At 64.8% G+C, this 14,730-nt stretch carries 14 protein-coding genes; 12 read left to right on the top strand and 2 right to left on the bottom strand.

Annotated elements, in window-relative coordinates; translation table 11 throughout:
- Positions 1 to 137: 137 nt before the first annotated feature.
- A complete protein-coding gene (gene hemN, locus FIU94_RS02395) occupies positions 138 to 1,493 on the bottom strand; it encodes an oxygen-independent coproporphyrinogen III oxidase (protein ID WP_152464262.1) in 1,356 nt (451 codons plus the stop codon).
- Positions 1,494 to 1,546: 53 nt separating this feature from the next.
- Between hemN and fnrL the strand changes: the two genes are divergently transcribed.
- From fnrL to ccoS, 9 genes are all read left to right on the top strand, one after another.
- Positions 1,547 to 2,278 carry a transcriptional regulator FnrL gene (fnrL, locus tag FIU94_RS02390; RefSeq protein WP_152464261.1) on the top strand — a complete coding sequence of 244 codons (732 nt, stop codon included), beginning with the start codon at positions 1,547 to 1,549 and terminating at the stop codon, positions 2,276 to 2,278.
- A 125-nt stretch (positions 2,279 to 2,403) separates the two neighbouring features.
- Positions 2,404 to 4,023: a cytochrome-c oxidase, cbb3-type subunit I gene (gene ccoN / locus FIU94_RS02385; protein ID WP_152464260.1), complete on the top strand. Its 1,620-nt coding sequence runs from the start codon at positions 2,404 to 2,406 to the stop codon at positions 4,021 to 4,023.
- 10 nt (positions 4,024 to 4,033) lie between these two features.
- On the top strand, positions 4,034 to 4,858 hold the full coding sequence (gene ccoO, locus FIU94_RS02380) for a cytochrome-c oxidase, cbb3-type subunit II (RefSeq protein WP_152464259.1): 825 nt from the start codon (positions 4,034 to 4,036) through the stop codon (positions 4,856 to 4,858).
- An 11-nt stretch (positions 4,859 to 4,869) separates the two neighbouring features.
- A complete protein-coding gene (locus tag FIU94_RS02375) occupies positions 4,870 to 5,106 on the top strand; it encodes a cbb3-type cytochrome c oxidase subunit 3 (protein ID WP_152464258.1) in 237 nt (78 codons plus the stop codon).
- Positions 5,099 to 5,962: a cytochrome-c oxidase, cbb3-type subunit III gene (gene ccoP / locus FIU94_RS02370; protein WP_152464257.1), complete on the top strand. Its 864-nt coding sequence runs from the start codon at positions 5,099 to 5,101 to the stop codon at positions 5,960 to 5,962. The genes FIU94_RS02375 and ccoP overlap by 8 nt, the downstream gene beginning before the upstream one ends.
- A gap of 507 nt (positions 5,963 to 6,469) precedes the next feature.
- Positions 6,470 to 8,023, top strand: a complete 1,554-nt coding sequence (ccoG, locus tag FIU94_RS02365; protein WP_152464256.1) for a cytochrome c oxidase accessory protein CcoG — start codon at positions 6,470 to 6,472, stop codon at positions 8,021 to 8,023.
- On the top strand, positions 8,020 to 8,472 hold the full coding sequence (locus tag FIU94_RS02360; RefSeq protein ID WP_152464255.1) for a FixH family protein: 453 nt from the start codon (positions 8,020 to 8,022) through the stop codon (positions 8,470 to 8,472). The genes ccoG and FIU94_RS02360 overlap by 4 nt, the downstream gene beginning before the upstream one ends.
- Entirely contained in the window at positions 8,469 to 10,586 is a 2,118-nt protein-coding gene (locus tag FIU94_RS02355; protein ID WP_152464254.1) for a heavy metal translocating P-type ATPase, read from the top strand. The genes FIU94_RS02360 and FIU94_RS02355 overlap by 4 nt, the downstream gene beginning before the upstream one ends.
- Positions 10,583 to 10,723 carry a cbb3-type cytochrome oxidase assembly protein CcoS gene (ccoS, locus tag FIU94_RS02350; RefSeq protein ID WP_114274894.1) on the top strand — a complete coding sequence of 47 codons (141 nt, stop codon included), beginning with the start codon at positions 10,583 to 10,585 and terminating at the stop codon, positions 10,721 to 10,723. Before FIU94_RS02355 ends, ccoS begins: the two co-directional genes overlap by 4 nt.
- 309 nt (positions 10,724 to 11,032) lie before the next feature.
- Here ccoS and FIU94_RS02345 read toward each other — a convergent pair whose 3' ends face one another.
- Entirely contained in the window at positions 11,033 to 11,905 is an 873-nt protein-coding gene (locus tag FIU94_RS02345; RefSeq protein ID WP_152464253.1) for a MurR/RpiR family transcriptional regulator, read from the bottom strand.
- A gap of 115 nt (positions 11,906 to 12,020) precedes the next feature.
- Here FIU94_RS02345 and FIU94_RS02340 point away from each other — a divergent pair, with 115 nt between their 5' ends.
- The 3 genes from FIU94_RS02340 to FIU94_RS02330 are packed head-to-tail and all read left to right on the top strand — an operon-like array spanning position 12,021 to position 14,685.
- Positions 12,021 to 12,800, top strand: coding sequence for an N-formylglutamate amidohydrolase (locus tag FIU94_RS02340; RefSeq protein ID WP_152464252.1), 780 nt, complete (start codon positions 12,021 to 12,023; stop codon positions 12,798 to 12,800).
- Positions 12,788 to 13,357 (top strand): TRAP transporter small permease subunit, encoded by a 570-nt coding sequence (locus FIU94_RS02335; protein ID WP_152464251.1) that lies wholly within the window; start codon positions 12,788 to 12,790, stop codon positions 13,355 to 13,357. Before FIU94_RS02340 ends, FIU94_RS02335 begins: the two co-directional genes overlap by 13 nt.
- Positions 13,357 to 14,685 carry a TRAP transporter large permease subunit gene (locus tag FIU94_RS02330; RefSeq protein WP_152464250.1) on the top strand — a complete coding sequence of 443 codons (1,329 nt, stop codon included), beginning with the start codon at positions 13,357 to 13,359 and terminating at the stop codon, positions 14,683 to 14,685. The genes FIU94_RS02335 and FIU94_RS02330 overlap by 1 nt, the downstream gene beginning before the upstream one ends.
- Positions 14,686 to 14,730: the final 45 nt, after the last annotated feature.

The following is a 14,730-nucleotide window of genomic DNA, read 5'->3' as shown; positions in this document are numbered from 1 at the left end:
TTCCTCCAAAGTTGGGCAGGGCGGGATCGCCCTGTTGCGACAAGCCACGCGGAGGAGGTCGCTAAAGTTTCAGCCGCGCCACGTTGGGGGTTGGAGCAAGGCCGCTGGTCGGCAGTTTCCTTACCGCAGCACCGGTGTCAGATCGCGGCGGAATGGGCCGTGGTTTCGGACGCGAAGGTGTCCACATGGCTGGCGATGATCCGGACCAGCGGGCGGGTATGTTCGCGCATCTCCAGCCCGCCGCGCCCGATGTAGAAGACGTCGCTGAAGCGCGACATCAAGGATATGCCGGTGCGATGGATCAGGTCCGCCTCTTGGGGAAAACTGTCGCGCAGCCCCGCCTCGTCAAAGACGAAACGGCACATCAGGTCCTCGACGATGCGCGCGATCAGCCGGTCCTGCGGCGACATGCCATAGCCCTTGTGCGCGGCCAGCCCGCTCTGGTTAACCCGGTCCTGATAGGCGGACGTGGCGGTGGCGTTCTGCAGGTAGCCCCCGGCAAAGCGCGAGATCGCCGATGCGCCCAGCCCGATCAGGGTCTCGTTGGGGTCGTCGGTATAGCCCTGGAAATTCCGGCGCAGCCTGCCGCTGGCCGCGGCGCGCGCCAGGCTGTCGGTGGGCAGGGCATAATGGTCGATGCCGATGCTGTCATAGCCCCGGGCGGTGAAGGCGTCATGCGCCTGCTGCGCGAGAGCAAAGCGGGTCTCGTTGTCGAGCAGGGTATCCGCCTTGATCATGATCTGGCGTTTCGACATCCAGGGCACATGGGCGTAGCCGTAGATCGCCAGCCGGTCTGGGCGCATGTCTGCCACATGGCGCAGGGTCTGGCCAAAACTCTGCGCGGTCTGGTGCGGCAGGCCATAGAGCAGGTCGAGGTTCAGGCTGGCCACGCCGCCCGCGCGCATCAGGTCGATCACATGGCGGGTCTGCGCCAGCGGCTGCCTGCGCCCGATGGCCTTTTGCACCTCTTCGGCAAAGTCCTGAACGCCGACGCTGGCGCGGTTCATGCCGCGCGCGATCAGCAGTTTCAGCAGGTTATCCGACGCCTCGGTCGGGTCGATCTCGACCGAGAACTCAAGATCCGCGGTGGGTTCGAACGCCGCAAAGAGCGCATCCAGCAGCCGCGACATCGTGTCCGGCGACAGGATCGTCGGTGTGCCGCCGCCCAGATGCAGGCGGCCCATGCGCACCCCCTCGGGCATGGTCTGGCGGACCGTCTCGATTTCCTTCAGCAGGATGGCGACATAGGCGTCGACCGGGCGCAGGGTCGCGGTGCCCTGCGTGCGGCAGGCGCAGAACCAGCACAGGCGCTTGCAGAAGGGAATATGGACATAGACGGACACAGCGCCGCCCCGTGGCACCGCAGCCAGCCATCCGGTCTGGTGACGCGGCCCAAAGCCGTCCTCGAAATGGTTGGCCGGCGGATAGCTGGTGTAACGCGGAACCCGTGCGTCAAAAAGTCCGTGGCGGCGAAGGGAGTCGATACTTTGCATACTTTCTCTTAGGTTGTAGCAACCGACACTTCTTTGATTTAGATCAAGTGATCATGTCCGTACCTTCCCTTGCCCGCATCAAATGCAGTGACTGTCCCATCCGGCACCGCGCCGTCTGTGCGCGATGCGACGAGGACGAGCTGCAAGTCCTTGAAAACATGAAGTCCTACCGCAGCTATGCGGCGGGCGAGGCGATCCTGTGGCGGGGCGAGCCGTTGCATTTCGTCGCCTCGGTGGTCAGCGGTGTCGCGTCGCTGTCCAAGACGCTGGAAGACGGGCGCACCCAGATGGTGGGGCTGCTGCTGCCGTCGGATTTCATCGGCAGGCCGGGCCGCGCGCGCATCGACTTCGACGTGACCGCGACGACGGACGTGACGCTGTGCTGCTTTGACCGCAAACCGTTCGAGCGGCTGGTGGACGAGACGCCGCACGTGGCGCAGCGGCTGATGGAGCTGGCGCTGGACGAACTGGACGCGGCGCGCGACTGGATGCTGCTGCTGGGGCGCAAGTCGGCACGGGAAAAGATCGCCACCTTCATCGAAATGCTGGTGCGCCGGTCGCAGGGGACCGAGCCGGTGCAGCGCGGCCCGATCGAACTGCCCATGACCCGCGACCAGATCGCCAACTACCTGGGTCTGACGCTGGAAACCGTCAGCCGCCAGTTCAGCGCGCTGAAAAAGGAAGGCGTGATCGACTTTGCCGACCGTCGCCGGTTCGAGGTGCGCGACATCATCGCGTTGCAGGAGGCGACCGGCGACGATGCGGATGGCGGCATCCTGTCCTGAGGCCGCGACGCCAGAAAAAATGCGGTAGTTGATTCAGATCAAAGAGGCGTTCCGCCCGACTTCATAGACATGCCCTGCGAACAGGAGCGTCCCCGGATGCTCTGGCAGTATTTGAGGGCATGAATATGGACTATGTGAAACTCATCCTCCTGGGTCTGGTGACAGTGCTCGCCGCCATGGCGGCAAGCTGGGGCCATGATCCGGCGTATCAGCTGCACGCCTTCCTGATCATGGTGATCGCCTTTGCCATGTTCATCTGGGTGTTGCGCAACACCGACGAGCCGCGCCGCGCCGATGCGCTGCAGCACGACATCTATCAGGACGGTGTGATCCGGGCAGGGGTGATCGCCACCGCCTTCTGGGGCATCGCCGGTTTCCTCGTCGGCACCTTCATCGCCTTCCAGCTCGCCTTTCCGGCGCTCAACTTCGACTGGGGGCAGCCCTTTACCAACTTCGGGCGGCTCCGGCCGCTGCATACGTCGGCGGTGATCTTTGCCTTTGGCGGCAACGCGCTGATCGCCACGTCGTTCTATGTGGTGCAGCGCACCAGCGGCGTGCGGCTGTGGGGCGGGCGGACCGGGTGGTTCGTGTTCTGGGGCTACCAGCTGTTCATCGTGCTGGCCGCCACCGGCTACCTGCTGGGCGCGACCCAGTCCAAGGAATATGCCGAGCCCGAATGGTACGTGGACCTGTGGCTGACCGTGGTGTGGCTGGCCTATCTTGCCGTTTTCCTGGGCACGATCATCAAGCGCCGGGAAAAGCACATCTACGTCGCCAACTGGTTCTTTCTGGCCTTCATCATCACGGTGGCGATGCTGCATGTGGTCAACAACCTGTCGATCCCGGTCAGCATCTGGGGCAGCAAATCGGTGCAGGTATTCTCGGGCGTGCAGGATGCGATGACCCAGTGGTGGTACGGCCATAACGCGGTCGGTTTCTTTTTGACCGCCGGTTTCCTGGGGATGATGTATTACTTTGTCCCGAAACAGGCGGGGCGCCCGGTTTATAGCTATAAGCTGAGTATCATTCACTTTTGGGCGCTTATTTTTCTCTATATCTGGGCGGGTCCGCACCACCTGCATTACACCGCGCTGCCGGACTGGGCCTCGACCCTGGGCATGGTGTTCTCGATCATCCTGTGGATGCCCAGCTGGGGCGGCATGATCAACGGTCTGTTGACGCTGCAGGGCGCCTGGGACAAGCTGCGCACCGACCCGATCCTGCGGATGTTCGTGCTGAGCCTGGGGTTCTACGGCATGTCCACCTTCGAAGGGCCGATGATGTCGATCCGCGCGGTCAACAGCCTCAGCCACTATACCGACTGGACCATCGGACACGTGCATTCCGGCGCGCTGGGCTGGAACGGGATGATCACCTTTGCCTGCCTCTATTTCCTCACGCCAAAGCTTTGGGGTCGCAAGCAGATGTACTCCATGTCCGCGATCAACTGGCACTTCTGGCTCGCGACGCTTGGCATCGTTCTTTACGCCGCGTCGATGTGGGTCACTGGCATCATGGAAGGCCTGATGTGGCGCGAGGTCGATGACCAGGGGTTCCTCGTCAACTCTTTCGCCGACACCGTCAGCGCCAAGTTCCCGATGTATCTGGTGCGGGGTCTGGGCGGGGTCATGTTCCTCTCCGGTGCGCTGATCATGGTCTGGAACATGTGGATGACCATCAGGGGCGCGGAACCGGCATCCGCCGCACTGCCCGGCGCAGCCGCAACCGCAACACCCGCAGAATAAGGAGGGGATCATGGCTGATAACGAAAAAGTCCAACCGTCCGACAAGGACCCCAAGGTCTCGCAACTGTCCGACCTGCCGGGAGAGGTGCCCAACGAATTGCCGCATCATACCGCGCTGATCGACCGGCATGCGATCCTCGAGAAAAGCCCGACGCTGCTGCTGACCTTCTCGCTACTGGTCGTCACCGTTGGCGGTATCGTGGAAATCGCGCCGCTGTTCTGGCTGGAGAACACGATCGAAAAGGTCGAAGGCGTGCGCCCCTATAGCCCGCTGGAGCTGACCGGCCGCGACATCTACGTGCGCGAAGGCTGTTATGTCTGTCACAGCCAGATGATCCGCCCGATGCGCGATGAGGTGGAGCGGTACGGGCATTACAGCCTCGCGGCGGAATCGATGTACGATCACCCGTTCCAGTGGGGCTCCAAGCGGACGGGGCCTGATCTGGCCCGTGTCGGCGGGCGGTATTCCGACGCCTGGCACGTGGATCACCTGATGGACCCGCAATCGGTGGTGCCCGAGAGCATCATGCCGAAATACGCCTTTCTTGCCGACACCCGGATCGAGCCCGACCAGATCGAGTCGCTGCTGTCCACGCACCGCATGGTCGGCGTGCCCTACACGGACGCGCAGATCACCTCGGCCCGGGCGGATTTCCGGGTACAGGCCGACCCGGAGGGCGATTGGGACGGGCTGGTGGAACGCTATCCCGGTGCCGCCGTCGGCAACTTTGACGGCCAGCCCGGTCTGACCGAGATGGACGCGCTCATCGCCTATCTGCAGGTCATGGGCACGATGGTCGATTTCTCGACCTTCACCCCGGACGAAACCCGTTAGGAGGCACCGATATGGATACCTATTCCCTTCTTCGCCAGATCGCCGACAGCTGGGTTCTGCTGGCCATGTTCGGCTTCTTCATCGGGACGGCCATCTGGGCCTTCCTGCCAAGCCAGAGCGGTGCCCGCCAGGATGCGGCCATGATCCCGTTCCGCACCGAAGAGACCAAAGCGGCCTGCACAGGGACCTGCGCCTCCTGCGTCTGCGCGACCAGGAGCTTCAATTTCGAGGACAAGCACCATGTCTGAGCGCAAGATCGACGATACCACCGGGGTCGAGACCACGGGTCACAGCTGGGACGGCATCGAAGAGCTGAACAACCCGCTGCCGCGCTGGTGGCTCTGGACGTTCTACGCCACCATCATCTGGGGCCTGGGCTATACCATCGCCTATCCCGCCTGGCCGATGATCTCGGGGGCGACATCTGGGCTGCTGGGTTATTCCACGCGGGCCGAGGTCGCCGCCGACATCGACGCGCATGAGGCGAAGAACAGCGCGCTGGTGGCCGCGCTGGAAGCGGCCGATCTGACCGCGCTTGACGGTACCGACGGGCTGCGGCGCTATGCCATCGCGCGGGGCGGGTCGGTGTTCCGCGGCCAGTGCAGCCAGTGCCACGGTGCCGGTGCGGCAGGGGCCAAGGGATACCCCAACCTGCTGGACGATGCCTGGCTCTGGGGCGGCGATATCGAAAGCATCGCCTACACGGTCAACCACGGCATCCGCAACGAAACCGACCCGGACGCGCGCTATTCCCAGATGCCCGCCTTTGGCGACATCCTGGAGGACGCGCAGATCGCGGCGGTGGTGGAGCATGTGGTCAGCCTGTCGTCGGATGACTATGACCGCGCGCTGGCCGAGACCGGCAGCACCGTCTTTGCCGACAATTGCGCGTCCTGTCACGGCGACGTCGCGGAGGGCAGTCGCGACATGGGGGCGCCCGACCTGACGGATGCGATCTGGCTATATGGCGGCGACCGGGACACGCTGACCACCACGGTGCGCGAGGCGCGTTTCGGGGTGATGCCCGCCTGGGGTCAACGCCTGTCCGATGCGGATGTCCGCGCCGTTTCTGTCTACGTTCACAGCCTTGGAGGGGGCGAGTAGACAGACCCTGGCTGCCCGAGGGCAGCCCGCCCCGAAGCGGCCCTGTTCGCAAAACGTCGCCGCTTCGGGTGCTGTCAGTTGCAAGGCAAAACCGACTTTTGCGTCACATCGCTGATCCGGAGCGCGATGCCGCGTCCGAAGGACGGGGCAGGGGCCTGAGGACATGCGTGAAAGTTGCGGCGCATGCCGGGAACGACACCGGAAAGATTTGAGGCGAAAGCCGGGCATCGCCCGACCTGGAGGGCGTTCGAAGCCAATGTGTGGCATGTAGCGTCACAGCCCGCGGGCCGGTCATGTAGTTCCAAAGGTTGCAAAATCGCCCTCCGGGGGGAGGTCGGGCGATGCCCGGCTTGCGCCGGGCGGGCGCTTGCGGAAGCTGGCACGCGCCATGTCGCGGGGCCGGAAATGGCCGGCATTGCCCGGCATTCGACAGGCGCAGTCTTGATCCAGATCAAGGCAGCCTGATGGACCCGGCCCTAGACAGGTCCTGCGAACAGGAATCATCAAATGACCACTCCCACACCCAGTCTCTATGCGGCCCGCGAGCCGATCTTTCCACGTCGAGTCAGCGGGGCCTTCCGCCGTTTCAAGTGGTGGATCATGTTCATCACCCTCGGCATCTATTACCTGACGCCCTGGATCCGCTGGGACAGGGGACCGAACCTGCCGGATCAGGCGGTGCTGGTGGATATGGCGCACCGGCGCTTCTATTTCTTCTGGATCGAGATCTGGCCGCACGAGTTCTATTTCGTCGCGGGCCTGCTGATCATGGCGGGGCTGGGGCTGTTCCTGTTCACCTCGGCACTGGGGCGGGTCTGGTGCGGCTATGCCTGCCCGCAGACGGTCTGGACCGATCTGTTCCTGCTGGTCGAACGCTGGATCGAGGGCGACCGCAATGCGCGGCTGCGGCTGCACAAGGCGAAGTGGGACCTGCGCAAATGGCGGTTGAGGCTGACCAAATGGGCGGTCTGGCTGATGATCGCGGTGGCGACCGGCGGGGCCTGGGTGTTCTATTTCACGGATGCGCCGACGCTTCTGCGCGACCTGGTGCAGTTCCAGGCGCATCCCGTGGCCTATGGCACCATCGCGGTGCTGACGGCGACAACTTTTGTCTTTGGCGGCTTCATGCGCGAACAGGTCTGCATCTACATGTGCCCCTGGCCGCGCATCCAGGCTGCGATGATGGACCCGGACACGATCACCGTCGCCTACCGCGACTGGCGGGGCGAGCCGCGCGGCAAGGGAAATGTGCGCAAGCGCGACCGCGCCGCCGCCGAAAAGGCCGCGCGAGAGGCGCGGGCCGCAGGGCCGGGCAAGGCGCGTTACCCCGCGACACCCTATCCCAACAAGGCGTTGCAGGTGGGCGGCCAGCCCGCAGCCACCGCGCAGGTGCAGGATCACGGCGATTGCATCGACTGCATGGCCTGCGTGAACGTCTGCCCGATGGGCATCGACATCCGCAATGGCCAGCAGATGGAATGCATCACCTGCGCGCTGTGCATCGACGCCTGTGACGACGTGATGGCCCGTATCGGCAAACCGCGCGGGCTGATCGACTACATGGCGCTGTCGGACGAGGCGGCGGAGCGTGCGGGCGCGAGCCCGAAACCGATCTGGCGGCATGTGCTGCGGCCCCGCACACTGCTTTACACCGCGATCTGGCTGCTGATCGGTTTCGGGCTGGTCTATGCGCTGTTCATCCGGTCGGACATCGAACTGACGGTCAGCCCGGTGCGCAACCCGACCTATGTGGTGCAATCGGACGGGTCGATCCGCAACATCTACGACGTGCGGCTGCGCAACAAGCTGGGCGAGGATCGCCGGTTCCACCTGAGCCTGACCAGCGAAGACATCCTGCGGATCGAACTGGAGGGCAACGCGAACCGGCTGAACGTTACCGTGCCCGCCGACAGCACCGTGCTGCAGCGCGTCTATGTCACCGCGCGGCCCCAGGACCCGGCGGCCAGCACGGATACCACCGATCTGCGGCTCTGGGTCGAAGACATCGCCAGCGGCGACCGGGCCAGCCGTGCCACCACTTTCAACGGGAGAGCGCAATGATACGAGAGATCAAGGGATGGCATGTCTTTGCCGGCTTCGCGATGGCCTTCGCGATCATCATCGCCGTCAACCTGACACTGGCCTTCAACGCCGTGCGGACCTTTCCGGGGCTGGAGGTCAGGAATTCCTATGTCGCCAGCCAATCCTTCGACCGGGAAAGGGCGGCGCAGCTGGGTCTCGGCTGGGACGTCTCCGCCACCCTGCGCGGCAACGATCTGGAACTGGTGATCCTGGACGGGGGCAGGGCCATCGCCCCGCAGATCGAAAGCGCCACCTTCGGGCGGGCCACCAGCGTCGCGCAGGACCAGACGCCTGAGTTCACCTTTGACGGCAGCGCCTTGCGCGCGACCGTGCAGGGCGGGCGCGGCAACTGGAACCTGCGGTTGCGGGCGCGTGCCGGGGATGGCACGCTGTTCCAGCAGCGCATCGTGGTCAGGCATCCGTCATGACCTCGGCCTGCCCCGCCTGCGATGCCGCCCCTTTCGCGCAGGAGGTCGCCAGCGGCCCGGCATTGCAGTTTTCACTGCCGGGGATCCATTGCGCGGCCTGCATCGGCAAGATCGAACGCGGCCTTGCCGACCTGGTGGGGGTGCAGCACGTCCGCGTGAACCTGTCGCTCAAGCGGCTGTCGGTCTCGGGGCCCGTGCGGCCTGACCGCGTGCTGTCGGTGGTGACGGGGCTGGGCTATGAGGCCTATCCGCTGGACCTGGCCGCGCTGGACCGCAGCGCCGATACCGAAGGTAGGGCGCTGCTGATCCGGATGGCTGTCGCGGGGTTTGCCATGATGAACGTCATGCTGCTGTCGGTCGCGGTCTGGTCCGGTGCCCAGGACGCGACGCGCGACCTGTTCCACCTGATCTCGGCGTTGATCGCCCTGCCGGTGGTGGCCTATTCCGGGCAGCCGTTCTTTCACAACGCCTGGGCGGCGCTGCGGGTGCGGCGGCTGAACATGGATGTCCCGATTTCGCTGGCGATCGTGCTGGCGGCGGGCATGTCCCTGTTCGAGACGTTGAACGGCGGGGCGCATGCGTATTTCGACGCGGCGCTGTCGCTGACCTTCTTCCTGCTGATCGGGCGCTACATGGATCACCGCACGCGCAGTGCCGCCCGGTCCGCGGCGCGGGAACTGACCGCGCTTGAGGTGCATACCGCCGAACGCGTGACAGGGACGGGCATCCGCACGGTTCCTCTGTCGGCGCTGGCGGTGGGCGACGTGGTTGCCGTGCCTTCGGGTGCGCGGGTGCCGGTCGATGGCCAGTTGCTGACAGAGGCGGCGCTGATGGACCGGTCCTTTCTGACGGGCGAAACTGCGGCGGTGCGGGTCGGGGCCGGCGACCTGCTGAAAGCGGGGGAAATCAACCTCGCCGCGCCGCTGCGCCTGCGGGCGACAGCGGTGGGGGAGGATACATCGCTGCGCCGCATGGCGGCTTTCGTGGAGACGGCAGAGAACGCACGCAACAGCTATACCGCGCTGGCCGACCGGGCGGCGCGGATCTATGCGCCCGTGGTGCATCTGCTGGCGCTGGCCGCCTTTCTGGGCTGGGCCGCCGCAACCGGCGACCTGCGTCATGCGCTGAACGTGGCCATCGCGGTGCTGATCATCACCTGTCCCTGTGCGCTGGGCCTTGCGGTGCCTGCCGTGTCGACAGCGGCGGTCAGCCGCCTGTTCTCTGCCGGTTTTCTGGTGCGCAGCGCCACCGCGCTTGAGCGGCTGGCCGAGGTGACGCATGTGGTGTTCGACAAGACCGGCACGTTGACCATCCCGGCGGTTGTGGTGCCCGATCATCTTTGCGCTGCCGACCGCGCCGTGGCCCGGGCGCTTGCCGAGGCCTCGCACCATCCCTTGTCCCGCGCGCTGGTCTCGGCGCTGGGGGAAACGCAGGCGGCGACACTAGACCAGATCAGGGAATTCGGGGGCCAGGGGGTCGAGGGGCGGCACGACGGACAGCTCGTGCGCCTGGGCCGCGGCCCCTGGCTGGGCGCCGGCTTTACCGGCCTGGGCCTGCGCATCGGTCGCCTGCCCGCGGTCAGCTTTGAGGCGTCCGAAATCCTGCGTCCGGGCGCGCGTGCGGCGCTGGCCGGGATCGACCTGCCCTGCGAAGGGCTGACCGGCGATGCCGACGCGCCCGCACAGCGGCTGGCGGCATCGCTGGACCTGACCGTGCGCGCCAATGCAAGGCCGGAGGACAAGCTGCGCCGTCTGGATGAATTGGCCGACAGGGGCGAAAAGGTGCTCATGGTGGGCGACGGGCTGAACGACACGGCGGCGCTAGCCTCGGCCCATGCCTCCATCGCGCCGGCGACTGCGCTCGACGCCTCGCGCAGCGCGGCGGACGTGGTGGTGCTCAAGGACAGTTTTGCCGACCTGCCCGTGGTGCTGCGCGTGGCGCGGGCCACGGGCCGCCTGTCGCGGCAGAACTTTGCCATCGCGGCGGCCTACAACTGCATCGCGATCCCCGTCGCGCTGGCGGGCTTCGCCACGCCGCTTGCGGCGGCGCTGGCGATGTCGCTGTCGTCGATCACCGTGTTGTTGAATTCACAGCGAATGAGGAGCCTGAAATGAATGTTCTGGTGGTGCTGATCCCGGTGTCGCTGATCCTTGGCGGGGTGGGCCTCGCCGCGTTCCTGTGGACCGTGCGGTCGGACCAATACGACGACGACAAGGGCAATGCCGCGCGTATCCTGCTGGATGACGAATAGAATGAACGGGTTTTGAACCCCGGGTGTCGCAGGTCGCGCAACAGGGCAGGGTCAGGTGAGCGGACATTACGGCCATGCCCCACATCCGACATAGGCCGCGCCCGCCCCGTGGGGGCGGTTCGGGCGCTGCCAAAGCTCTGCTTTGGCAATTGGTCATCACTTTGCACGTACAAGAGGGCCACTTTCCGGACCTTCGCCGCCTTTCTCACGAATATCCGCTGAACGGCTGTCCCGCCCGACGGACGTCGCGCCGCGCTCCGGGTCAGAGTCGTGCCCGAAAGTCGGTTTTGCCTGGCAGGGACACAGGCCCTAAGTGAACTTCCGAAACAGCTTGGTCTGGTCGAACATGTCCTCCAACCCCTCCATCCGGGTCTTGGTCTTGTCCCAGTCGAGGTTCTGCACCGCCGAAATCATCGTTTCGGTCAACAACAGGGTGGTGGCCGCCGAATCCCAGGCCGAGGGCACGACAATCCGGCTGCTGAAGCTGATGTCGGCCAACTGATGCACGGGTGAGCGCCACTGGTCGGTGAACAGGATGATCTTGGCCCCCTGCGCATGGGCCATCTCGGCCAGTTTGAGCGTGTTGTTCTCGTATCGGCGCACGTCATAGATCACGAAGACATCGCCCGGCGCCACGTCCAGCAGGTAATGCGGCCAGGTGTTCGAGGTCGACTGGATATGCGTGATGCGCGGGCGGATCACCTGCATGTGCAGGAACAGGTATTCGGCCAGTGTGTGCGTCACCCGCCCGCCCACGATGTAGAGGTGCCGCCCGGTGTCGCCCACAAGCGCGCAGGCGGTGTCAAAGGACTGCGGGTCGATCTGGCCCAGGGTGTGGCGGATGTTGTCGATCACCGCGTCGGTAAAGCGGTTGAGCATATGTTCTTCGGGGGCGCCGCCGGCCCAGGTGTCGTGCTTTGCGATGGGGCCCTTGACCTTGGCCCGCAGTTCCTCGCGCAGTTCGGCCTGGAATTCGGGGTAGCCCTTGAAGCCCAGCTTCTGCACCATCCGCGCCACGGTGGGGACCGACACTTCGGCATCCTTGGCCAGGGCGGTCAGCGGCCCCAGACCGGAAGCGGGGTAGTTTTCGAGAATCGAATGCGCCAGTTGGCGTTCGGCGCGGGTCAGCCCCTCCAGCTTTTGCTGGATGCGGTCGGATATGGTCAGGGGGGCCTCGGGCATGGGGGCTCCAATTGATCGGAAAATTATCAACAGGGTGCGGGTTGTGATAAATCTTTCACAATTCTGTTGACAGCGGCGCCGGTTGGCAAGCACTTTATCCGCAAACGGGGGTGTCATGGGCCAGACGACAGATCATGCAACGGCAGAGAGCGTGGCGCAGGTGAACCCGCGCGGCACGTCCTCCGTCGTGCTGGTCTGCGAACATGCCAGTCACGTGATCCCCGATGTTTTCGCCGGTCTGGGCCTTGCCCCGGACGCAGTGCAAAGCCATGCCGCCTGGGACCCCGGCGCGCTGGCGGTGGCCGAACGGCTTTCGGCGCGGCTGGATGCGGTGCTGGTGGCGGGCACCGTATCGCGGCTGGTCTATGACCTGAACCGCCCGCCCGAAGCACGGGGCGCAATGCCGGACCAGAGCGAGGTGTTCGCGGTGCCGGGCAATCGCGGCCTGTCGCAGGCCGACCGCGCCGACCGGACCGGGCGCTATTACGCGCCGTTCCACGACCGCATCGAAAAGGTGATGCAGGGCATCGCGGCACCGATCCTGGTGACGGTCCACAGTTTTACCCCTGTCTATCACGGCCAGCGTCGCACGGTGGAGATCGGCGTGCTGCACGATGCGGACAGCCGTCTGGCCGACGCGCTGCTGGATTGTGCGGCGGCGCATACGCAGGCCGACGTGCAGCGCAATGCGCCCTACGGGCCCCAGGACGAGGTGACGCATACGCTGCAGTTGCACGGGCTGGCGCAGGGCCGCCTGAACGTGATGCTGGAAATCCGCAATGACCTGATCGCCACCGCCGCCGACCAGGCGCGGATGGGGGACATGATCGCGGGCTGGCTGGCGGAGGCCTGCGCGCGGCTCGGGGCGGGGGGGCGCGTGTCATGCGTGGCCTGATGCGCGGATACATCCGCGCCGCCGACGCGGTGAACTACCGGCTGGGCCGGATCGTGATGTACGGCATCTTTGTGCTGATGGGGGTGCTTTTGTGGTCCTCGATCAGCAAGACATTCTTTGTGCCGACGCTGTGGACGCTGGAAATGGCGCAGTTCGTCATGGTGGGCTACTACATCCTGGGCGGGCCCTATTCGTTGCAGCTCGGCTCCAACGTGCGGATGGACCTGCTTTATGGAAACTGGTCAATCCGCCGCAAGGCCTGGTTCGACCTGTTCACGGTTCTGCTGCTGATCTTCTATCTTTGCGTGCTGCTCTACGGGGCGATCAGCTCGACCGCCTATTCGCTGGGCTACTGGCAGGACGCGCCGATCTCGTATCTTTTCGGCGTCCTGACCGGCAGCGAAGAGGTCGGTCGGCTGGAACAATCATCCTCTGCCTGGCGGCCCTACATGTGGCCGATCAAGGTGGTGATGTTCGTGGGGTTCTTTCTGATGATCCTGCAATGCCTGTCCGAATTCTGCAAAGACGTGCTGCGTCTGAAGGGTGAAACGATCTGATGTCGTATGAGTTGATCGCCACCCTGATGTTTTCCACCATGATGCTGATGCTGCTGACCGGGCAGCGGGTGTTCGGTGCCATCGGATTCGTTGCCGTGGTTGCGGCCCTGTTGCTCTGGGGGGACCGGGGCGGGTACGACATCGGCTTTGCCGCCGCGATGAAGCTGATGAAGTGGTATCCGCTGCTGACCCTGCCGATGTTCATCTTCATGGGCTATGTGCTGTCTGAATCCAAGATCGCGGATGATCTGTACAAGATGTTCCATGTCTGGATGGGCGGGCTGCGCGGGGGGCTGGCCATCGGGACGATCGGGCTGATGGTGCTGATCTCGGCGATGAACGGCCTCAGCGTGGCGGGCATGGCCATCGGGGCCACCATCGCGCTGCCGGAACTGCTGAAACGCGGCTATGACAAGCGTATGGTGACAGGGGTGATCCAGGCGGGATCGAGCCTGGGCATCCTCGTGCCGCCGTCGGTGGTGCTGGTGCTTTACGCCATGATCGCGCGGCAGCCGGTGGGGCAGCTCTGGCTGGCGGGCGTGGTGCCGGGGCTGCTGATGGCGGGGCTTTTCATCGCCTATATCGCCATCCGCTGCCGGTTCAATCCCGTGCTTGGCCCGGTTCTGGACGCCGGGGAACGCGCGGCGATCCCGCGCAGCGAAAAGCTTCGGCTGCTGGGGGCGGGCATCCTGCCGCTGGTGATCTTTGCCGTGATGATGGTGCCCTTCGTGCGCGGCTGGACCTCGCTGGTGGAAAGCTCGGCCATCGGGGCGATCGCGGCCTTTCTGGCCGCCGTTCTCAAGGGGCGGATGACGCGTGAAGTGTTCGAGAATTCGGTGCGCAACACGCTGGGCATCACCTGCATGTTCATGTGGATCATCCTTGCGGCGCTGGCCTTTGGCGCGGTGTTCGACGGGCTGGGCGCGGTCAAGGCGATCGAGAACCTCTTTACCGAACGGCTGGGGCTGAGCCCCTGGGTGATCCTGATCCTGATGCAACTCAGCTTTATCGTCATGGGGACGTTTCTGGACGATACCGCGATGCTGGTGATCGTCGCACCGCTCTATGTGCCGCTGGTGGGGGCGCTGGGCTTTGATCTGGTGTGGTACGGTATCCTTTATACGATCACCTGCCAGATCGCCTATATGACGCCGCCCTTCGGCTATAACCTGTTCCTGATGCGCGCCATGGCCCCGCCGGAGGTTTCGCTGCGCGACATCTATGCGTCCATCACGCCGTTCGTGCTGGTCATGGCCGGGGCGCTGGCGCTGGTGATGGTCTTCCCGCAACTGGCGCTGTGGCTGCCCGATCTCGTTTATGGAAATTAACCCCAAGAACTCCGCCAACGGAGCCTCATTCAACAAGGAGAAAGA

It is taken from the genome of Sulfitobacter sp. THAF37 (assembly GCF_009363555.1).
Taxonomy (GTDB): domain Bacteria; phylum Pseudomonadota; class Alphaproteobacteria; order Rhodobacterales; family Rhodobacteraceae; genus Sulfitobacter.
This window is presented reverse-complemented; position numbering and strand designations above follow the sequence as displayed.

Bases quoted from the DNA above. Each gene is read 5' to 3' on its own strand.
- hemN (WP_152464262.1), bottom strand. From the start codon at position 1,493: ATGCAAAGTATCGACTCCCTTCGCCGCCACGGACTTTTTGACGCACGG.
- fnrL (WP_152464261.1), top strand. From the start codon at position 1,547: ATGTCCGTACCTTCCCTTGCCCGCATCAAATGCAGTGACTGTCCCATC.
- ccoN (WP_152464260.1), top strand. From the start codon at position 2,404: ATGGACTATGTGAAACTCATCCTCCTGGGTCTGGTGACAGTGCTCGCC.
- ccoO (WP_152464259.1), top strand. From the start codon at position 4,034: ATGGCTGATAACGAAAAAGTCCAACCGTCCGACAAGGACCCCAAGGTC.
- FIU94_RS02375 (WP_152464258.1), top strand. From the start codon at position 4,870: ATGGATACCTATTCCCTTCTTCGCCAGATCGCCGACAGCTGGGTTCTG.
- ccoP (WP_152464257.1), top strand. From the start codon at position 5,099: ATGTCTGAGCGCAAGATCGACGATACCACCGGGGTCGAGACCACGGGT.
- ccoG (WP_152464256.1), top strand. From the start codon at position 6,470: ATGACCACTCCCACACCCAGTCTCTATGCGGCCCGCGAGCCGATCTTT.
- FIU94_RS02360 (WP_152464255.1), top strand. From the start codon at position 8,020: ATGATACGAGAGATCAAGGGATGGCATGTCTTTGCCGGCTTCGCGATG.
- FIU94_RS02355 (WP_152464254.1), top strand. From the start codon at position 8,469: ATGACCTCGGCCTGCCCCGCCTGCGATGCCGCCCCTTTCGCGCAGGAG.
- ccoS (WP_114274894.1), top strand. From the start codon at position 10,583: ATGAATGTTCTGGTGGTGCTGATCCCGGTGTCGCTGATCCTTGGCGGG.
- FIU94_RS02345 (WP_152464253.1), bottom strand. From the start codon at position 11,905: ATGCCCGAGGCCCCCCTGACCATATCCGACCGCATCCAGCAAAAGCTG.
- FIU94_RS02340 (WP_152464252.1), top strand. From the start codon at position 12,021: ATGGGCCAGACGACAGATCATGCAACGGCAGAGAGCGTGGCGCAGGTG.
- FIU94_RS02335 (WP_152464251.1), top strand. From the start codon at position 12,788: ATGCGTGGCCTGATGCGCGGATACATCCGCGCCGCCGACGCGGTGAAC.
- FIU94_RS02330 (WP_152464250.1), top strand. From the start codon at position 13,357: ATGTCGTATGAGTTGATCGCCACCCTGATGTTTTCCACCATGATGCTG.